We start from the raw sequence: 16,392 nt of genomic DNA, 5'->3' as shown, positions 1-16,392 counted from the left end.
AAACGATTTTAAACGGGTCAATATCCATATTGAAAAGTTTAACCATCTTTAACGTTCCCCATAATTTTATACGGCAATAAAGAAACAGGCTTTGCGTTCTGATGGTATAAGGAGGGTTTAGAACATTTGGCCCTATTCTTGATTAATATTCATCAATAAAACAAGACTATTATGAAAAAAGTATTTTTTTTAGCTGTTATGGTATTTGCCGGTTTTACGGCATATGCACAGAGTGGTTCCGGATTTGGAATCAAAGGTGGTTTAAATTATAACGCAAATGGCGATTACTTTGAATCTGCCGGTGATGCGGCTCGTAATCCAGATAGAAATATTGGATATCATCTAGGGGTTTTTGGAAAAATTGGAGTCGCCCGTATTTATTTACGTCCAGAATTGGTGTATACAAAAACAAAATCCGACTATGACGGTGACGATTTTAATATGAGCAAACTAGATGCACCTATTTTATTGGGTGTAAAAGTAATTGGCCCACTTCATTTATTTGCAGGTCCGTCGTTCCAATATATTCTTGATACCGAATTCGATGGTATTTCTATTGACAATATCAACAACGATTTTACTGTTGGCCTAAATATTGGTGCCGGAGTAAACCTAGGAAAATTAGGAATAGATTTACGCTATGAACGTGGTTTTAGTGATAACGAAGCTACTTTTATCAACACCAATATTACCAACGTAGGGCCTAGTAGAATTGATACGCGCCCCGACCAGCTTATCTTGAGTCTTTCGCTTAAAATCTAATAAAAAAATAGTAGATTAAAAAAGGCCCGCCGAGAAATTTCTCGGCGGGCCTTTTTTATTAGATAATGTTTTATCCTAAATATCAGAATTTAAGTGATCAGGAACATCTCCGCCATTCGTAAATCGGAAACTTAAGAAATTACCGTTCTCGTCTAAATTTATTTCTTCTCGTGTTGGAATTCCGTCATTGTCATCATCCGCATCTAAATAATTGGGAAATCTACCATTTATTGGCTCTGATTCAAAATCTGCATTATCATTATATAATAATCCATCCTCATCCGAATCTTCAAAAAGAGATGGTATACCATCGTTATCATGGTCCGTATTCTCGGTAGATGTAAGGACTTGATATTTAAAAATTAACGGACTGTATGCAGGTATGGGATTTCTGAGTCCGTTGAAAGTTCCCAACGCAGACGGAAAAACTATCATACCTACACCAAAGCCTTCAACCTCAAAAGTTCCATCTGGATTATCGATTATATTATTTCCGCCAGCCGTATTTGTAACGCCTTCTCCTACTCCTCTGAAAGCTCGTTGATTACCAGGTCCGGGAAATTGAAAACTAGGATTATCCCACCATACACCAGTTGATATATTATCAAAAACATCGCCATTCAACAAAGTTCCCTCATATTTAACAAATGTAGAATCAGCTATAGTCGGTTTAGCACCTACCCCACCTTTGGCCTCTAGATAATAATATGTATGCTCGACATTCTCTTCTCCTTCTAACAAAAATTCAGAAGACGAAACAATTACTTTTTTTTCTATAATTTGATTGATTAAAGGAATCTTAGAAGAATTATCTCCCGAAATGGTATCGATAACTATATTAAAATCAAAATCAGCTGGGGGCGATGCAAACTCCTCATAATTATAAAAATGAGTTTCAAGGTATTCTCTGATTTCAGCATCATCTTCAGCCGCCACCTCACTTAAAACTCTAGGAGGCACCACTTCTATATCTGGTCCTTCATCATCATTTTTACAGGAGATAATCAATATTGCCAAAAAGGCAATAACAGCACTATTTTTCAATTTCATCAACATAGCTTTTAAGGCGGCAAGATACAATTTTCCACTATTTTTGTGGAAGACCTTAACAAAGATTTTGAATTCATGCGGATTGATAAATACTTATGGAGTACGCGGTACTTTAAAACCCGAAACAAAGCGACCACTGCCTGTAAAAAAGGCCAAGTAAAGATTAACGGTCAAGTGTGCAAACCTGGTCGTGAGGTTTTTCCAATGGATGAAATTGTTCTTAGGAAAAATCAAATCGACTATAAACTTACCGTGCTAGCGACACCTGAAAGCCGTGTGGGGGCAAAATTGGTCGCTATTTACAGAAAAGATACTACACCAAAAGAAGCGTTTCAACACAATGAACTACTCCAATATTCCAAAGATTATTATCGTAAAAAGGGAACGGGGAGACCTACCAAAAAGGACCGTAGAGAAATTGAAGATTATTTGGAAACTCCAACAGATGAAGAAGAGACCGACAATAAAGAATAAATTATCAACATTTACTTATCAGAAACATACTTATCTTTAGACCAATAACGTATTCTATGGAACAGAACATACTTTCCCATCGGCAAATAAAGTATAAGGTAGAACGCATCGCCTATCAAATTTATGAGGCCAATGTGGACGAAACCGAAATTATCATTGCAGGTATTGAAGGGGGAGGAATCCATTTTGCCAAAAAGATTATCCGCGTCTTGAATAAGATTACAGATGCCAAGATTACGCTCTGTAAGGTCAATATAGATAAAAAGAACCCTTTAAAACAAGAGGTAACGACCTCTTTGGGAGAAACGGTCTATGAAAATAAATCTATTGTTTTAGTGGATGATGTACTTAATTCAGGGACTACCCTAATCTACGGCGTGCACCATTTTTTAAAAACGCCTTTGAAACAGTTGAAAACCGCTGTATTGGTCAATAGAAATCATAAAAAATATCCCGTTAAAGCGGATTATAAAGGAATAAGCCTTTCTACCTCACTGCAAGAACATGTAAACGTAATTTTTGAAACTAAAAATGACCGCGTTTTCCTAAACTAACTTATTGGTGATTTCCAAGGCGATTTTCTCGGGCGTTTTATCATCGGTACTGATTACGTTAGGTGCCTTGTTGTAATAATAACTTCGCTCAAAAAGATGCTTTCCGATAAATTCCATTAGTTCTTCTTCTTTTTCAAAACGACTCACCAAGGGCCGTTCTTCTTTTCCTTTTGAAAGTCTATTTACCAATTCCGGAAGAGAAACCTTTAGATAAAAGGTGTTTGGAGTGGCGGCAATTATAGCATCCATGTTTGTTCCAAAGCAAGGTGTTCCCCCGCCTGTGGAGAGTACTACGGACTCTTGAGAGGCTAAAATTTCATTCAAATAAAATATTTCTCGTTTCCTGAAATAGATTTCCCCTTTTTCCTCGAAAATCTTTTTTATAGTGGACCTTTCCGATGATTCTATATATTCATCCAAATCTAAAAAATTAGTATTCAGCTGTTTAGCCAATAGCTTGCCAATGGTAGTTTTACCACTGCCCATATACCCTACCAAAATTATTTTCACCCGTTTGTTTTGTGTAAAATTCAACTAATTTATAGCGTTTTCAAAAAAAAAGAAAATTCTCTTAAAATTGACTTGTAAAATAAATGAATCGCTTTATATTTGCACCCGCATTCAGGGAAATGAACGCACTTAAATTTTGACCTGGTAGCTCAGTTGGTAGAGCATCTCCCTTTTAAGGAGAGGGTCCTGGGTTCGAGCCCCAGCCAGGTCACTATTAGAAATGTCATCTAATATCAAAAGCTTGCTAATTTTATGATTAGCAAGCTTTTATGTTTTTAGGGGAATCATTTTATTTGATATGATTTGGTTTTAAAAGTTCACAAATCGTCAACATTTTTTAAAATCGTCAACAAAATCGTCAACACTTTTATAAATTGACTTCCCAACAACCTGAAAATTTGCATTGTTGATTTGACTTTCGTCTCACTGATTGTTTCATTTAAAGACGAAAAACATGCGAAGTACGACCACATTTTCAATCCTTTTTTGGGTCTATACACAAAGGGCCGATAAGAATAATCACTGCAAGATTTATGTCCGAATCACTCTGAACGGAAAAAAGGTCAATATCAGCCTCAAACAAAAAGTTAATGTTGATTCATGGGATTCAAAAAGACAACGAGCAAAAGGTAATGGTCAAAAAGCTAGAGAAATAAATTCTTACTTGGATGAAGTGAAATCCGATATTGTCACAGGTTATCGTGACCTAAAGGCAGAATCCAGAGTTATAACGCCACAACTTATCAAATCTAGATTTCTTGGCGAAGACAAAAAAGTTCATTCCCTAAAGGATATATTTGATTATCACAACGAAACAATGGCAGAAAAACTGTGTGCGAAAACACTCTGCCATTACCGAACTAGCCAGAAATACATTCTCGAGTTTGTCAAAAAAAAATTCAAATCACAGGATAGATTCTTGCCAGACCTGGATTATGCCTTCATATTAAGTTTTGAAAGCTTTCTAAGGTCTTATCAACCTAGCCATTATCAAGGAAGAATAGGAAACAATGCCGTTATGAAGCACATTCAACGGTTTCGAAAAATGGTTACCTTGGCCTATCACATGGAATGGATAGAACGCGATCCTTTCGTAAAATTTAAACCTAAAATAGAACGTAAAGAGCGAGAATTTCTTACGGAAACCGAACTGGAAAGTATCGAAAATTTGACTGTGGAAATAGAGCGGTTGGCCGTGGTAAAAGACCTGTTTATATTTAGTTGCTATACCGGGATATCCTATGGAGATGTAATCAATCTAAAGAAAGAAAATATCGTGCAGGGTATTGATGGAAACAAGTGGATTATGGCCAATAGAAACAAAACTGGAATCCCATTTAAAATTCCACTATTGCAGATGACCGAATGTTTAATCAGAAAATATGAAAACCATCATAGAACACAACTAACCGAAACTTTACTTCCAAAAATTTCGAATCAACGATTAAATAGCTATTTAAAGGAAATTGCCGACCTCAGCGGTATTAAAAAGAACCTCACTTTCCACATGGCTAGACATACCTTTGCAACTACAGTAACGTTAAGCAATGGGGTGCCTATTGAAACGGTATCAAAACTCCTAGGGCACACAAAACTAGCTACCACTCAAATTTATGCCCGTGTAGTTGAGAAGAAGATAAGTGAGGACATGAATGTGCTCAAAGATAAAATATGTAAGCCCAAGAAAGGCAATCTAGTAGTTGTCTAGGTATCTGACCTGTTTGTTCCATATTGCTTTACAAATGGGATAATAAAAGTTAAAGGAGCAAATTTTACGCAACCAGTTTTAGATTCTTGAATCTTTATGATATGCTTGTATTAAATGGTGTGATTTTCTCATAAATCAAAATCTTGAATAACTGTTTAAAAACTAAATCGCTAATACAAGGATGCTATAAGTTAGAATAATGTTAAAAATAGTAACTATTATTAACGTTGGTAGACTTGTTACAAAAAGAAAGCCAATGCCCCATATATATAAAAATCTTTTTTACAACCATTTTGAAAACCAAAGTTATAAAGCCAAAGTTGAGGATTTCCCCACTAATTATAAAAGTGAGGAAAATTTATTATTAAGATACAAAGCGAGAATTCCTTACTTTAATTTTCATCAAAATAGTTTGACCATACGCTATTTTAAACAGGGCAGTGGTGAACTTATGCTTAAAGACAGAAGATTGAAGGTCAGGGATGAAGATTTCTTGATACTTAATCCCAATGACGGGTGGGAATTTATTAATGAACGAAACGATTACATAGATGTATTGAGTTTCGGTATATCCAATAGTTTGATAAGCCAATGCAATTTCTATTTGCAAGAAGAAAATGAAAAAATATTAAGCGATCCTTTAGGCGAAACTAGTCACGACACTTTTTTTATTGAGAGCCCTTTAAAGGCAAAGCATTACGCTTCTGGGCAGCTACTTCAATTCATATATGGGTTGTCAAATCAAGATGATTTCAAACTGACTTGCCCTGATGAACTGACCATCGAGATATTGCAATCAATTTATAGAGAACAAAAATTGGGGAATAAAATCGAGAAAGAAATACAGGCTAAAAAATCAGTGACAAAAAAGGAAACGTTCAGAAGGCTACTTCTTGCATACGAATACATACATGACAATGTAGGAACCCATATTTCTATTGAACAATTGTCTTTCGTTTCATCCCTATCCAAATTTCACCTTTATAATTCCTTCAAAATGGCCTTTGGAAAAACTCCCCATCAATATATCAATAGATTAAAGGTATCTAAAGCCAAAGAACTTGTAAAAACAGGGAAGCTATCTATATCTGAGGTGTCCGATTCACTTGGGTTTAGTGATTTGAGCGTATTTAGCAAAGTATTTAAAAAAGTGTATGGCCACCCGCCTTCATATTATATGAACTGATATGTAAATCCGCAATATTTAATATAATGGTTCGCAGCACTAACTCGCTGCAGAGATAGGACTAAAGCTATTTTAAAAGGAAAGATTGAAACTAAAATTGACAAATGACTTTAAGGTATAAAAATAGATTTTACAACCACTTCGAGAAAAGAGAGTATAGGATTCCTCCCGAGTACAATCCGCACAAAAATTTTTTGATGCGATATGAAGTTCATTTAGATCATCATAAATTTTATAGAAATGGCCTGATAGTACTCTATTTTAAAAACGGTAGCGGAGTGTTTGTTTCGAACCCAAATCAAATAAAAGTCAAATCTGGTCATTTTGTTATTTTAAATCCCAATGAGGGACTGGAGTATATTAACGATAAACATGAATATTTAGATGTTCTAAGCTTTGATATTACAAATAAACTGATCAGCGAGTGCAACTATTATCTACAACAAGAAGCTTTGAAGTTGCTTGATAATCCTTTTGGGGAAATTCAAGAAGATTCGTTTTTTCTCGAAAATTCTTTGAATGCCCAATACTATTCAACTGGTATATTACTTCAGCAGATTTATAATCTATCCGGCCAAAGAGATTTTGAACTCACGAGTGCTGATGAATTGACGATAGAATTGTTACAATCGTTGTATAGGGAACAAAAAATTGGATATAAGATTACCGATAAAATTGAGGCAAAAAAACTTTCTACAAAAGAGGAAACATTGAAAAGGCTATTAGTCGCCTATGAATACATTCATGACAATTTGGGTGAGGCCATATCCATCGACGAATTATCAAAAACTTCCTCTTTATCAAAATTTCATTTATTCGATTCCTTTAAAAAAGCTTTTGGTAGAACACCGCATCAATATATGAACAGAATAAAAGTTGCAAAAGCCAAAGAATTAGTCCAGAATGGAAACCTTTCGGTCAGCGAAGTATCCGATTCATTGGGTTTCAGTGATCTTTCGGTTTTCAGCAAAGTCTTTAAAAAAGCCTATGGGCGGCCTCCCTCACATTTCCAACATTTAAATTAATCTTCTGCGAACTCGTCTCTGTAACTCCGAGTCGGTCAATATCGTTAATCTACCCTAGATTTACTTGATACCGCGATGGTTCAATTTACGTTTTCCGAATACATTTCGGTAAATATTGACTTTTTGACAAATGCTTCTATACTGGCGTATTCTATTTTCGGCATAAGCGCTCCCGTTCTTATTACTTAAAAAATTTACAGGCGCGGGATGGTCGAATTTAAAAATACATTATGCCATTTTGTAGCACTAAGTTAAAATTAACCATTGCAATTTTTATCCTTGCATACTCCTCTGTGTTCAGTCAAACCCAAAAATGGAGTTTGAACGACTGTATCATATTCGCTTTGGAAAACAACCTTTCCATTAAACAACTTGAGTTGGATGTTTCGGAAGTCGATATTGAAAAGTCCAATGCCATCGGCGCACTTTTTCCAAGCCTTGAAACTACTATAGACGTAACCAAGAGAAGGGGACTGAGTTTTGATCCAATAACCAATAATGTGGTTACCGAGCCACTTTTGACCGGTTCCGGAAATCTTACTTCTTCGATTACCCTGTTCGATGGCCTTAGAAACTACAATGCTATCGCTAGGGCTCGGCTTAACAAAGTTTCCGAACAGTATCGGTTAGAAGATCTAAAGGATGACATTCGTCTCAATGTTGCAAATGCCTTTGTTCAGGTACTATCCAATAAAGAATCATTAAGGGCACTAAAGGCGCAATACGCTGCTACTGAACAAGAAGTTGAAATAACAGAAGAACTGGTTTTAGCAGGGGTAGTTCCCAAAGGGGATTTATTAGAGATAGAAGCTACTTTGGCAGATCAAGGGCAGCAAATAATTGAAGGAGAAAATATGGTGTCAATTTCAAAATTGAACCTTGCCCAACTTTTAAGAGTCGAGAACCCTGAGGATTTTGAAATTAAGAATAATCTTCAAGAGATACCCTCCAATAACATCATGTCCAATTCGGCAAACGATATTTTTCACAAAGCCACCATTCACAGAAATGATGTGAAATTCTCTCAGCTTGGTGTTGAACTGGCCGATAAAAATCTCGATATAGCAAGGGGAGCACGTTATCCAACCTTGACAGGGGTGTTCGAGTATGACACCCGCTATTCAGACTTGTTTTTTGATATCAGAACGGGCTTGAGGTTTGATTTTTTTGACCAACTGTACTTAAACGATGGTATACAGATACGTGCCGATTTGGACTTCCCTATTTTCAACCGCTTCACAATTAATAACAATATCAAAAGGGCAAAAATAGAACATGCGCTGGCAGAAGTTGCTTACAAAAGAACCTTAATGGAACTGGAGGCCGATATTTACCGATCTTATGTAGATGTTTCCACTTTTTCGAAAAGCTATGAAGCGGCTTTGAGAACTTTGGAAGCACGTCGTTTGGCCCATGAGTATTCTATTCAGAGGTTTAATACGGGAATGATGAATACCTTCGATTTTATTCAATCGAAAGTAAGGGTCGATGAGGCAGAGGCACTACTTATCCAAACCAAATATGAGTATATTCTTAGGTTGAAGATTCTTGAATTTTATTATGGTTATTCCCTTGGATAGCTTTAAATCATGATAATGAGGGTTCAATTTTATCAACAAACACATATATCATCTTTAAACGAGATATTATTTCAGAAAGTAAAAGTTTCAAAAATGCATTTAATCATCCTTTTAGCCAACCTTATACTTCTTTCGTCTTGCGAAAAGGGTGCAGAAGAGGCACCCATTCAATTATCTAATTTGGAAAAGAAAATTATCAGAATCGCCAAAAGAGGCAACATTCCATCGCTGGCTGTTTATGTTGAGACTGAAGATGATGTTTTGAAAGTGGACTATCACCATCCGGATACGGAAAAACAAACTATATACGGAATAGGTAGTACAACAAAATTTCTTTCGGCAGCTCTAGTCTTCAAATTGATAGAAAAAGGGCAACTTAATCTGGAAGATATGGCAGTCGATTATGTTGAAGAACTGGTCGAGATCGATGATGGAAATAGTATAACGATAGGTAACTTGCTCAACCACACTAGTGGACTCTCGGACTACACAGCGCATTCGGATTGGAGAGAAGCTGTGGTCAATGGAGGTGGGCCCAAGGATTTTAACAAAAAATTCAGTTATATAAAAAAAGTTCTTAGAAATAGGGGGCGTTACATGTACAGCAATTCGAACTATCTGATTTTGCAGGGGGTCGTGGAAAAAGTACTTTCCAAACCATATACTATGGCTTTCAATGATTTTTTTAAAAACCACGGTCTATCAAACCTCAACTTGGGCAATGCGAATCTAGGGTTACAAGCCTTTTATGCAACTGATGATAAAGCAAGTTCCAACGTCTCCGGTTGGCGAGAAAATTATGGCTACGATGGTGGTGCATTTGGTACTCCGAAAGAAATCAACGCATTCCTTCAAGGGTTCTTTGTTAAAAAGAACATCTTAAAAGATGAAACAATATCAAAAATGAGAAGCTGGATTCCCATGAATCCGATGTCAATTCCCATAGGGGATGGAAGCATCAATTCTTATGGATTCGGCATCATGAAATTAAATTACCGCGGAAAAGAATATATCGGCCACGCCGGAAGCACATTAAAATATCAGTCGTTTATGTTTTATGATCCCAAGAAAAAAACGTCGATAAATGTTTTTACTAATTGCAGCGGGAAGCACTACAACAATGTCTTTTTTCAAGAAATCATACCTGAAATTCTTGATAACCTGTAAATACAAAGAACATGACCATGAAATCTGAGGAATTATTGAACGATTTAATAGCACTGACCAAGAAAAACTTGGATTTTGCGACAAGATTACGTAAAAATTCCCTCGAAGAACTCAATTGGCGAAAAAATCGAGATAGCTGGAGTGCCTTACAATGTATCGAGCATCTTAACCTATATGGTATTTTTTACCTACCTGAAATAGAAAAAAGCATTCTAAAGAGTAAACATTCAGCCGAAACCAATTTCAAAAGTGGATTTCTTGGAAATCGTTTTGCCGAGAGCATGTTACCAGGCGAGCAGATGAAAAAGATAAAAACGTTCAAAAGCAAAAATCCATCGGAGGAAAAATTGACAAAGGACATCCTACAGGAATTCATTATTCAACAACAAAAATTATTGCAGTTGTTGGAATCTGCAAAACGTGTTAATCTAAACAAGGCCAGAGTTCCTGTAAGCATTGCCAAATGGCTTAAATTAAAATTGGGCGATATATTCAGGGTAGTTATTTACCATAATGAAAGGCATCTCGTGCAGGCTTCCAATACCATGAAAAAAAACTTGACCGGCGAGGGAGCACAACATTTAGACTTCACATAGTATAATATACTTCCACCTAAAAAAGACTTTTTGACAAGTCATCCACCCTACTGTCAAATAGCTTTGCAGCTGTTTTAAAGATTTAGGTCCTAGCGACTACGATAATTACGCAAATGCTATATGAAAAGACAGATTTTTGGTATGCTTATTCTCCTGTGTCTTGGAAATTTCTACAATTATGCCCAAGAAAGTACTATCAGTGGAAAATTGACCGATAGTTCCAGTGGGGAGACACTCTTTGGCGTAAACGTCACCGTATACAACGAAAACCGAGGAGTCATTACCAATGAATATGGTTTCTACAGCATCACCTTACCCCACGGCAGCTACAAATTGCTATTCAGTTATATGGGATTCAACACCTATGAAAAAGAGGTTGAACTCAATGAAGACCTTACTCTAAATATAGAGCTGGAAGAGGTAGCTACGGAATTGGACGAAGTTGTGGTTTTGGCAGATGACAATGATACGAAATCCCAAATAAAGGTTCCGCAAATGAGCGTAAATAAGCTAAGCGCAAAAGCCATAAAGCAAGCTCCAGTAGTTTTTGGGGAAATCGATTTGCTGAAGACCATAACCTTATTGCCCGGAGTCAATAATGCCAATGAAGGCTCTACTGGGTTTCATGTTCGGGGCGGTGCGGCCGATCAAAACCTTGTACTTCTTGATGAAGCCACTATTTACAACACCTCACATTTATTCGGTTTCTTTTCAGTCTTCAACGCTGATGCGGTCAAGGATATAAAGTTGTACAAAGGGGGTATTCCGGCAAGGTTCGGGGGTAGGATTTCGTCGGTCTTGGATGTACGCCAAAAGGACGGTAACACTAAAGAGTTACATCTGAACGGGGGTATCGGGTTGATTTCAAGCAGACTCATGGTCGAAGGCCCATTGCAAAAAGACAAGAGTTCTTTTCTTGTGGCCGGTAGAACCTCATATGCCAATCTCTTTTTAATGTTGGCAGATGAGCCCAATAGGGCATCGTTCTACGATTTGAACACTAAGCTTTCCTATGAACTGGATAGTAAAAACAAGCTTTTTCTCTCGGGATATTTTGGCAAGGACAACCTAACCATCGCCGAGGATTTCAAAAATAGTTATGGCAATACCTCTTTTAATCTGCGATGGAATCATCTGTTCGGAACCCGATTGTTCTCCAATTTATCCTTGATTTATAGTAGTTATGATTATGGTCTATCCTTTTCATCAAATGGCCTTGAACTGGATTCGGGAATCACCAACTTTGACCTGAAATACGATTTTCGCTATTATCTGAATAATAATCTAAAGTTGAATTTTGGACTAAGCGCCGGATATTTCAATTTCAATCCCGGAGAGGTAACGTCTACTGGGGAGAATTCAAGGATAAATGATGCAAAACTGGATGAAAAATATGCTTTGGAACCTAGCTTATATATCGGGGCGGAACAGGATTTAGCGGCCAACCTATCCATTCAATATGGGATTAGGCTATCATCTTTTGCCCGGTTGGGTGGCCAAATGCTCAACACATACGCCAACGAAAGAGCGGTCATCTATGATTCTCGCTTTGATATTTACCGAAGTGCGAAGCCTAATGGGGAACAGGCATTCGATGACGGAGAAATCATTGAATCATTCTTCAATTTAGAACCCCGCTTGTCCCTTTCCTATGTATTCGATAACGCTTCTTCCGTAAAAGCAAGCTACCAGCGCACGAACCAGTATATACATCTTATATCCAACACAAGCGCAGCAACCCCTTTGGATGTTTGGGCCCCTAGTGGAAAATTCATAGAACCACAACGGTCCGACCAATATGGTGTAGGGTATTTCAAAAACTTTAAAGACGATAAATTTACTATGGAAATCGAAGGCTATTACAAAACTGTCGATAATCGTTTAGACTATATCGATGGGGCTGATTTAATAGCCAACAATAATATCGAGACCGAAATATTGCCCGGCGAATCGCGTGCCTACGGTCTTGAACTCTTACTCAAAAAAAATACAGGACGTCTTACAGGGTGGCTAAGCTATACATTGAGCAAGTCTGAACAACGGGTAAGAGGAAGAACTGACGAAGAAATTGGCATTAACAACGGCGATTGGTATAACACCGCATATGACAGAACCCATGATATTTCTTTGACTGGTAATTACGTGTTAAACGATAAATGGAGCTTTGGGTCCAATTTCATATTCCAGACTGGAAGGCCTACCAACTATGCCTCGGGCTACTACGATTTTGACGGATACTTCGTTCCCGTTTTTACGGGAAGAAATGAACAAAGATTACCCACATACCATAGGATAGATGTATCTGCCACTTTAACCCCAAAAAGTAACGATAACAGAAAATGGAAGGGCGAATGGGTATTCGGGCTTTATAACCTATACGGTAGAAAAAATGCTGCCAGTATTTCGTTTAGAAACAGCCAGATTACGCTCGATGAAGAACCCATATACCGAAACGAAGCCATTAAAACATGGATTTTCGGAATAATGCCTACCGTAACCTATAATTTCAAATTTTAAGCATGACAAATTTAGCACGATTACTTTTATATCTTTTACTATCCTTTATTCTTACGCATGCTACTTCTTGTGAAGAAACCGTCGAGCTTGATCTAGATTCTTCCAAAGAGCGATTGGTCATTGAAGGTCTTATAAAATGGGAGAAAGGAACGTCCGGTCAAGAACAACGGATTAGGTTAAAAAAAGTGGCCCCCTTTTATGAGGGTCGGTTGACCCCTGCTATCGGTGCTACCGTTAGGGTTGAAAACTCTGAAGGAAATGTATTTGCCTTTGAAGAGGCCAATGATGGAGACTATTTCACCGACTCTTTTGTGCCCGAAATCGGGGAGTCATATACCCTGACTGTGGTCTACGACGGGGAAACCTATACGGCTTCTGAACAATTAATAGCGGCACCTGAAATCGACGAGGTGAACCAGAGTACCGACAAAGGCTTTAGCCAAGATAATCCCGAAATAAGTGTTTTTTTTACAGATATGGAAAATGTAGAAAACTACTACAGGGTAAACTACCGTAGAACCAGAAGAGCTGAGGGAGCGATAGTTTCCATTATTTTTGAAAACTTCGTTTTTAGTGATGAGTTCCAAGATGGTAATCAAATTTTAAATTTCTACGAAGAAGAGGATGAAGATGATTTTTCTAAAGACGACCAATTTGAAGTGACTCTTTACGGAATTTCCGAGGCGTTTTATAACTATCTTGACATTCTTGAAGACCAAGATGACGAAGGTGGCCCATTCGTAATTCCTCCTGTAAATGTCAAAGGAAACTGTAATAACTCTACAAATCCGGAAAATTATCCATACGGATATTTCGCCTTAAGTGAGTTCAATAGTCAAGACTATACTTTTGAATAGGATTTTTGTCTTTCGAGTTATTTCTCTCCTTCTATTTATTGAACCTGTCTTGAGCTATTGTTTTTATGAAATCAATCGTTTCTTTAATGCTGTTTCTCGAGTCCTGCCCTATCCAAATCAAATGACCCCATTCATTGTTCAATTTAATAAGCCTGGCATTGCCAATCATCCTATGGGCATGAAGGGCATGATCGAAAGAAACGCTTTTGTCATTTTCGCTATGAATTATCAGGGTGGGGGCTTTTATCTCCGAAAGAACAACACTTTCTATGATGTGGTCGATATCACATAGAAATCCTTTTTGGGAACGATAGTGTCTTAGGGTCGCCAATAATTCCGATACCTCGTCTTTTGAAATTTTGTGGGCTTTGTTCTTTGTAAACTGTTGGTAAAAGCTTTTTGCGATTGTATTTGGCATCAAGCGTGAAAAGAACCGAATCATTCCCCAAGTCATTCCTTGTAAATTTGGGTGAAAAAGCCACTGGGCCATCTTGTAGGTCAGTTCATTCTTACTGAGCCACTTTTTGGTGACGGCCGAAGCCAAAACTAACTTTAAAACCCTTTCGGGATAGTTTGCTGCCAAAGCGATAGCGGTAGGACCGGCAGCGGAAACGGCATAGACCACTACCCTATCCAATTGTAACTCATCGAGCAATGCTATCATCAAATCGGCGGCTCTTTTCGGAGTACAGTTATCTTTAAGAGGCGTATTTCCATAACCAGGTCGTGAAGGGGTTATTAAACAGAAGTCCTTTGGATCAAATCCCTTGTGAATTAAAAACTCTTTACAATTTGAATGGCCACCATGCAAGAATAGGATAGGTTGCCCATTTCCCTGAATCGAATATTCGATTTTCCCTAGCGCGGTGTTTTTAATATGGATTGCTTTCCTCAAAGAATGGATTACCTTTAATTGGTTCGATAGCCCCGCTTGTTCCGAAGTCTTCAAGTTTTTCGACTGAGGATATGGCAAAGTTTTTTGTGCTATTCCAATTCAGTAACAAGACGTTGTAAATCCACTGTAATATCCGAATATCCTCCCGGATTGCCAGTATTGGTCATAAGTATCATCGTGGCGCTACTTTCGGGAATATACATCAATAGTGTTCTGAACCCTGCGATGCTACCACCATGCGACACGACCTCGGTGTTATGGATTTGCATCACTTCAAATCCCAATCCATATCCGTACTTCTGCATCCAACTTGGCGGATCCGGTCGTTTGAAGTCTTCGGGGAAATAAAATCTATCCTCGTCCACATCATTGCCATCTTTCACCTTAGCATAAGACATGGCGCTATTTCTTAGTCCCTTTGTTATTATCTTATCATCGTTCAATGCTTCTATAAATCGCAATAAATCGATTGCCGTTGACCGAAGGCCACCGGCAGAGAACGGCATCGCATATTGTTCGGGTTGTATGAACGGATTCTCTAATGTGCTATCGTAACCATATCCCATCACCCACTGTTCGGATTCATTCCCCTCTCGTTCCATTTCGGTATCGGTCATACCTGAAGGTTCAAAAATGGCTTCTTGTAAATAATTTTCATAGGTTATTCCCGAGACCATCTCGATGATTTCTCCTAAAAGCACATAGCCAGTATTCGAATAACTGTACAATGTACCCGGTGGAAACAAGGATGACGGCGACATTTTGGATATAAACTTTTGTCGGGAAAAACACATTGGAAAATCAGGAGGGGTCTCTTTCGGCATTTTTGCCTCGTACCAGTTGGGAATTCCAGAAGTGTGCGATAATAACTGATAAACAGTTATTTCATTGCCGTTAGGAAAGTTCGGAAAGAATTTATCGAGGGTATCTTCCAAAGCCAGTTTTTTGTCTTCAACCAACTTAAGAATCGCCACAGCGGTGAATGGCTTGGTAATGGATGCTATCCTGAATTGATGGTTCTTATCGACTTCCTTCTTCATTGAAATATCTGCAAAACCGTAGGTCTTTATTACAGGGTGATTATCGGTAACTTGAATTCCTAAAATGGCCCCTGCCGATTTTTTCTCGGTTATCAAACCTCTTATGAGGCTATCTATTTGGGCAATTCTTAAAGAATTAGGTTTCAAAATTTGCCCCTCTTGATGATTTGTCTTTTTTGATTCGGTTTTGCAAGAAACCAAAGTCAAGCTTAGTATAATTGAAATTATAGTTTTCATCCTCGGAAAATATTCACATAACTGACAAGATAGGTTCAGATACGTAAATACTGTTTGTCAAAAAGTCTTTTTTATTATGGCCGTGTTAGAAAAACCCAAAAGAAGAATAGCACAACATATAAATTTTCTTAGCCCGAGATTTCCGAACACTCACCTGAATCGATTTATAAACATATAAAACAGGTTGAACTTGTACTGTCGGGAAAAAATTGATTTTTTGACAAACGAATTGTT

General features: G+C 37.6%; 15 protein-coding genes and 1 tRNA gene. 12 read left to right on the top strand and 4 right to left on the bottom strand.

The window, feature by feature from the left end:
• Window positions 1–171 precede the first annotated feature (171 nt).
• On the top strand, window positions 172–762 hold the full coding sequence (locus ACKWBX_RS07145) for an outer membrane beta-barrel protein (protein WP_413967958.1): 591 nt from the start codon (window positions 172–174) through the stop codon (window positions 760–762).
• 75 nt (window positions 763–837) lie between these two features.
• Here ACKWBX_RS07145 and ACKWBX_RS07140 read toward each other — a convergent pair whose 3' ends face one another.
• Window positions 838–1,842, bottom strand: coding sequence for an FKBP-type peptidyl-prolyl cis-trans isomerase (locus ACKWBX_RS07140; protein ID WP_413967957.1), 1,005 nt, complete (start codon window positions 1,840–1,842; stop codon window positions 838–840).
• A gap of 45 nt (window positions 1,843–1,887) precedes the next feature.
• Between ACKWBX_RS07140 and ACKWBX_RS07135 the strand changes: the two genes are divergently transcribed.
• Both ACKWBX_RS07135 and ACKWBX_RS07130 read left to right on the top strand, forming a co-directional pair.
• Window positions 1,888–2,286, top strand: a complete 399-nt coding sequence (locus ACKWBX_RS07135; protein WP_413967956.1) for an RNA-binding S4 domain-containing protein — start codon at window positions 1,888–1,890, stop codon at window positions 2,284–2,286.
• Window positions 2,287–2,342: 56 nt separating this feature from the next.
• A complete protein-coding gene (locus tag ACKWBX_RS07130; protein ID WP_413967955.1) occupies window positions 2,343–2,840 on the top strand; it encodes a phosphoribosyltransferase family protein in 498 nt (165 codons plus the stop codon).
• Here ACKWBX_RS07130 and ACKWBX_RS07125 read toward each other — a convergent pair.
• The gene (locus ACKWBX_RS07125) at window positions 2,832–3,350 is read right to left on the bottom strand and encodes a shikimate kinase (protein ID WP_413967954.1); all 519 of its coding nucleotides are present in this window, start codon (window positions 3,348–3,350) and stop codon (window positions 2,832–2,834) included. The genes ACKWBX_RS07130 and ACKWBX_RS07125 overlap by 9 nt on opposite strands.
• 138 nt (window positions 3,351–3,488) lie before the next feature.
• Here ACKWBX_RS07125 and ACKWBX_RS07120 point away from each other — a divergent pair.
• The 9 genes from ACKWBX_RS07120 (at window position 3,489) to ACKWBX_RS07080 (ending at window position 13,986) form a co-directional block, all read left to right on the top strand.
• Window positions 3,489–3,561: transfer RNA gene (locus ACKWBX_RS07120), tRNA-Lys, on the top strand.
• Window positions 3,562–3,804: 243 nt separating this feature from the next.
• On the top strand, window positions 3,805–5,058 hold the full coding sequence (locus tag ACKWBX_RS07115) for a site-specific integrase (RefSeq protein WP_413967953.1): 1,254 nt from the start codon (window positions 3,805–3,807) through the stop codon (window positions 5,056–5,058).
• Between the two features lie 256 nt (window positions 5,059–5,314).
• Window positions 5,315–6,244, top strand: a complete 930-nt coding sequence (locus tag ACKWBX_RS07110; RefSeq protein ID WP_413967952.1) for a helix-turn-helix domain-containing protein — start codon at window positions 5,315–5,317, stop codon at window positions 6,242–6,244.
• 197 nt (window positions 6,245–6,441) lie between these two features.
• Window positions 6,442–7,269, top strand: a complete 828-nt coding sequence (locus ACKWBX_RS07105; protein WP_413967951.1) for an AraC family transcriptional regulator — start codon at window positions 6,442–6,444, stop codon at window positions 7,267–7,269.
• 320 nt (window positions 7,270–7,589) lie between these two features.
• Window positions 7,590–8,849 carry a TolC family protein gene (locus ACKWBX_RS07100; RefSeq protein WP_413967950.1) on the top strand — a complete coding sequence of 420 codons (1,260 nt, stop codon included), beginning with the start codon at window positions 7,590–7,592 and terminating at the stop codon, window positions 8,847–8,849.
• Between the two features lie 93 nt (window positions 8,850–8,942).
• Window positions 8,943–10,016, top strand: a complete 1,074-nt coding sequence (locus ACKWBX_RS07095; RefSeq protein ID WP_413967949.1) for a serine hydrolase domain-containing protein — start codon at window positions 8,943–8,945, stop codon at window positions 10,014–10,016.
• 17 nt (window positions 10,017–10,033) lie between these two features.
• Window positions 10,034–10,612, top strand: a complete 579-nt coding sequence (locus ACKWBX_RS07090) for a DinB family protein (protein ID WP_413967948.1) — start codon at window positions 10,034–10,036, stop codon at window positions 10,610–10,612.
• Between the two features lie 120 nt (window positions 10,613–10,732).
• The gene (locus ACKWBX_RS07085; RefSeq protein ID WP_413967947.1) at window positions 10,733–13,129 is read left to right on the top strand and encodes a TonB-dependent receptor; all 2,397 of its coding nucleotides are present in this window, start codon (window positions 10,733–10,735) and stop codon (window positions 13,127–13,129) included.
• Between the two features lie 2 nt (window positions 13,130–13,131).
• A complete protein-coding gene (locus tag ACKWBX_RS07080) occupies window positions 13,132–13,986 on the top strand; it encodes a DUF4249 domain-containing protein (protein ID WP_413967946.1) in 855 nt (284 codons plus the stop codon).
• Between the two features lie 31 nt (window positions 13,987–14,017).
• Here the strand turns inward: ACKWBX_RS07080 and ACKWBX_RS07075 are convergent, their stop codons facing one another.
• Together ACKWBX_RS07075 and ACKWBX_RS07070 are read right to left on the bottom strand one after the other, a co-directional pair.
• Complete coding sequence (locus ACKWBX_RS07075; RefSeq protein WP_413967945.1) at window positions 14,018–14,935, bottom strand: alpha/beta fold hydrolase; 918 nt, start codon at window positions 14,933–14,935, stop codon at window positions 14,018–14,020.
• Between the two features lie 35 nt (window positions 14,936–14,970).
• Complete coding sequence (locus tag ACKWBX_RS07070) at window positions 14,971–16,068, bottom strand: serine hydrolase domain-containing protein (protein ID WP_413967944.1); 1,098 nt, start codon at window positions 16,066–16,068, stop codon at window positions 14,971–14,973.
• Between the last annotated feature and the right edge of the window lie 324 nt (window positions 16,069–16,392).

It is taken from the genome of Maribacter algae, from assembly GCF_047345745.1.
Taxonomy (GTDB): domain Bacteria; phylum Bacteroidota; class Bacteroidia; order Flavobacteriales; family Flavobacteriaceae; genus Maribacter.
This window is presented reverse-complemented; position numbering and strand designations above follow the sequence as displayed.

Coding starts and splice junctions, on each gene's coding strand:
- ACKWBX_RS07085 (WP_413967947.1), top strand. CDS start 10,733: ATGAAAAGACAGATTTTTGGTATGCTTATTCTCCTGTGTCTTGGAAAT.
- ACKWBX_RS07135 (WP_413967956.1), top strand. CDS start 1,888: ATGCGGATTGATAAATACTTATGGAGTACGCGGTACTTTAAAACCCGA.
- ACKWBX_RS07080 (WP_413967946.1), top strand. CDS start 13,132: ATGACAAATTTAGCACGATTACTTTTATATCTTTTACTATCCTTTATT.
- ACKWBX_RS07145 (WP_413967958.1), top strand. CDS start 172: ATGAAAAAAGTATTTTTTTTAGCTGTTATGGTATTTGCCGGTTTTACG.
- ACKWBX_RS07115 (WP_413967953.1), top strand. CDS start 3,805: ATGCGAAGTACGACCACATTTTCAATCCTTTTTTGGGTCTATACACAA.
- ACKWBX_RS07090 (WP_413967948.1), top strand. CDS start 10,034: ATGAAATCTGAGGAATTATTGAACGATTTAATAGCACTGACCAAGAAA.
- ACKWBX_RS07110 (WP_413967952.1), top strand. CDS start 5,315: ATGCCCCATATATATAAAAATCTTTTTTACAACCATTTTGAAAACCAA.
- ACKWBX_RS07105 (WP_413967951.1), top strand. CDS start 6,442: ATGCGATATGAAGTTCATTTAGATCATCATAAATTTTATAGAAATGGC.
- ACKWBX_RS07130 (WP_413967955.1), top strand. CDS start 2,343: ATGGAACAGAACATACTTTCCCATCGGCAAATAAAGTATAAGGTAGAA.
- ACKWBX_RS07095 (WP_413967949.1), top strand. CDS start 8,943: ATGCATTTAATCATCCTTTTAGCCAACCTTATACTTCTTTCGTCTTGC.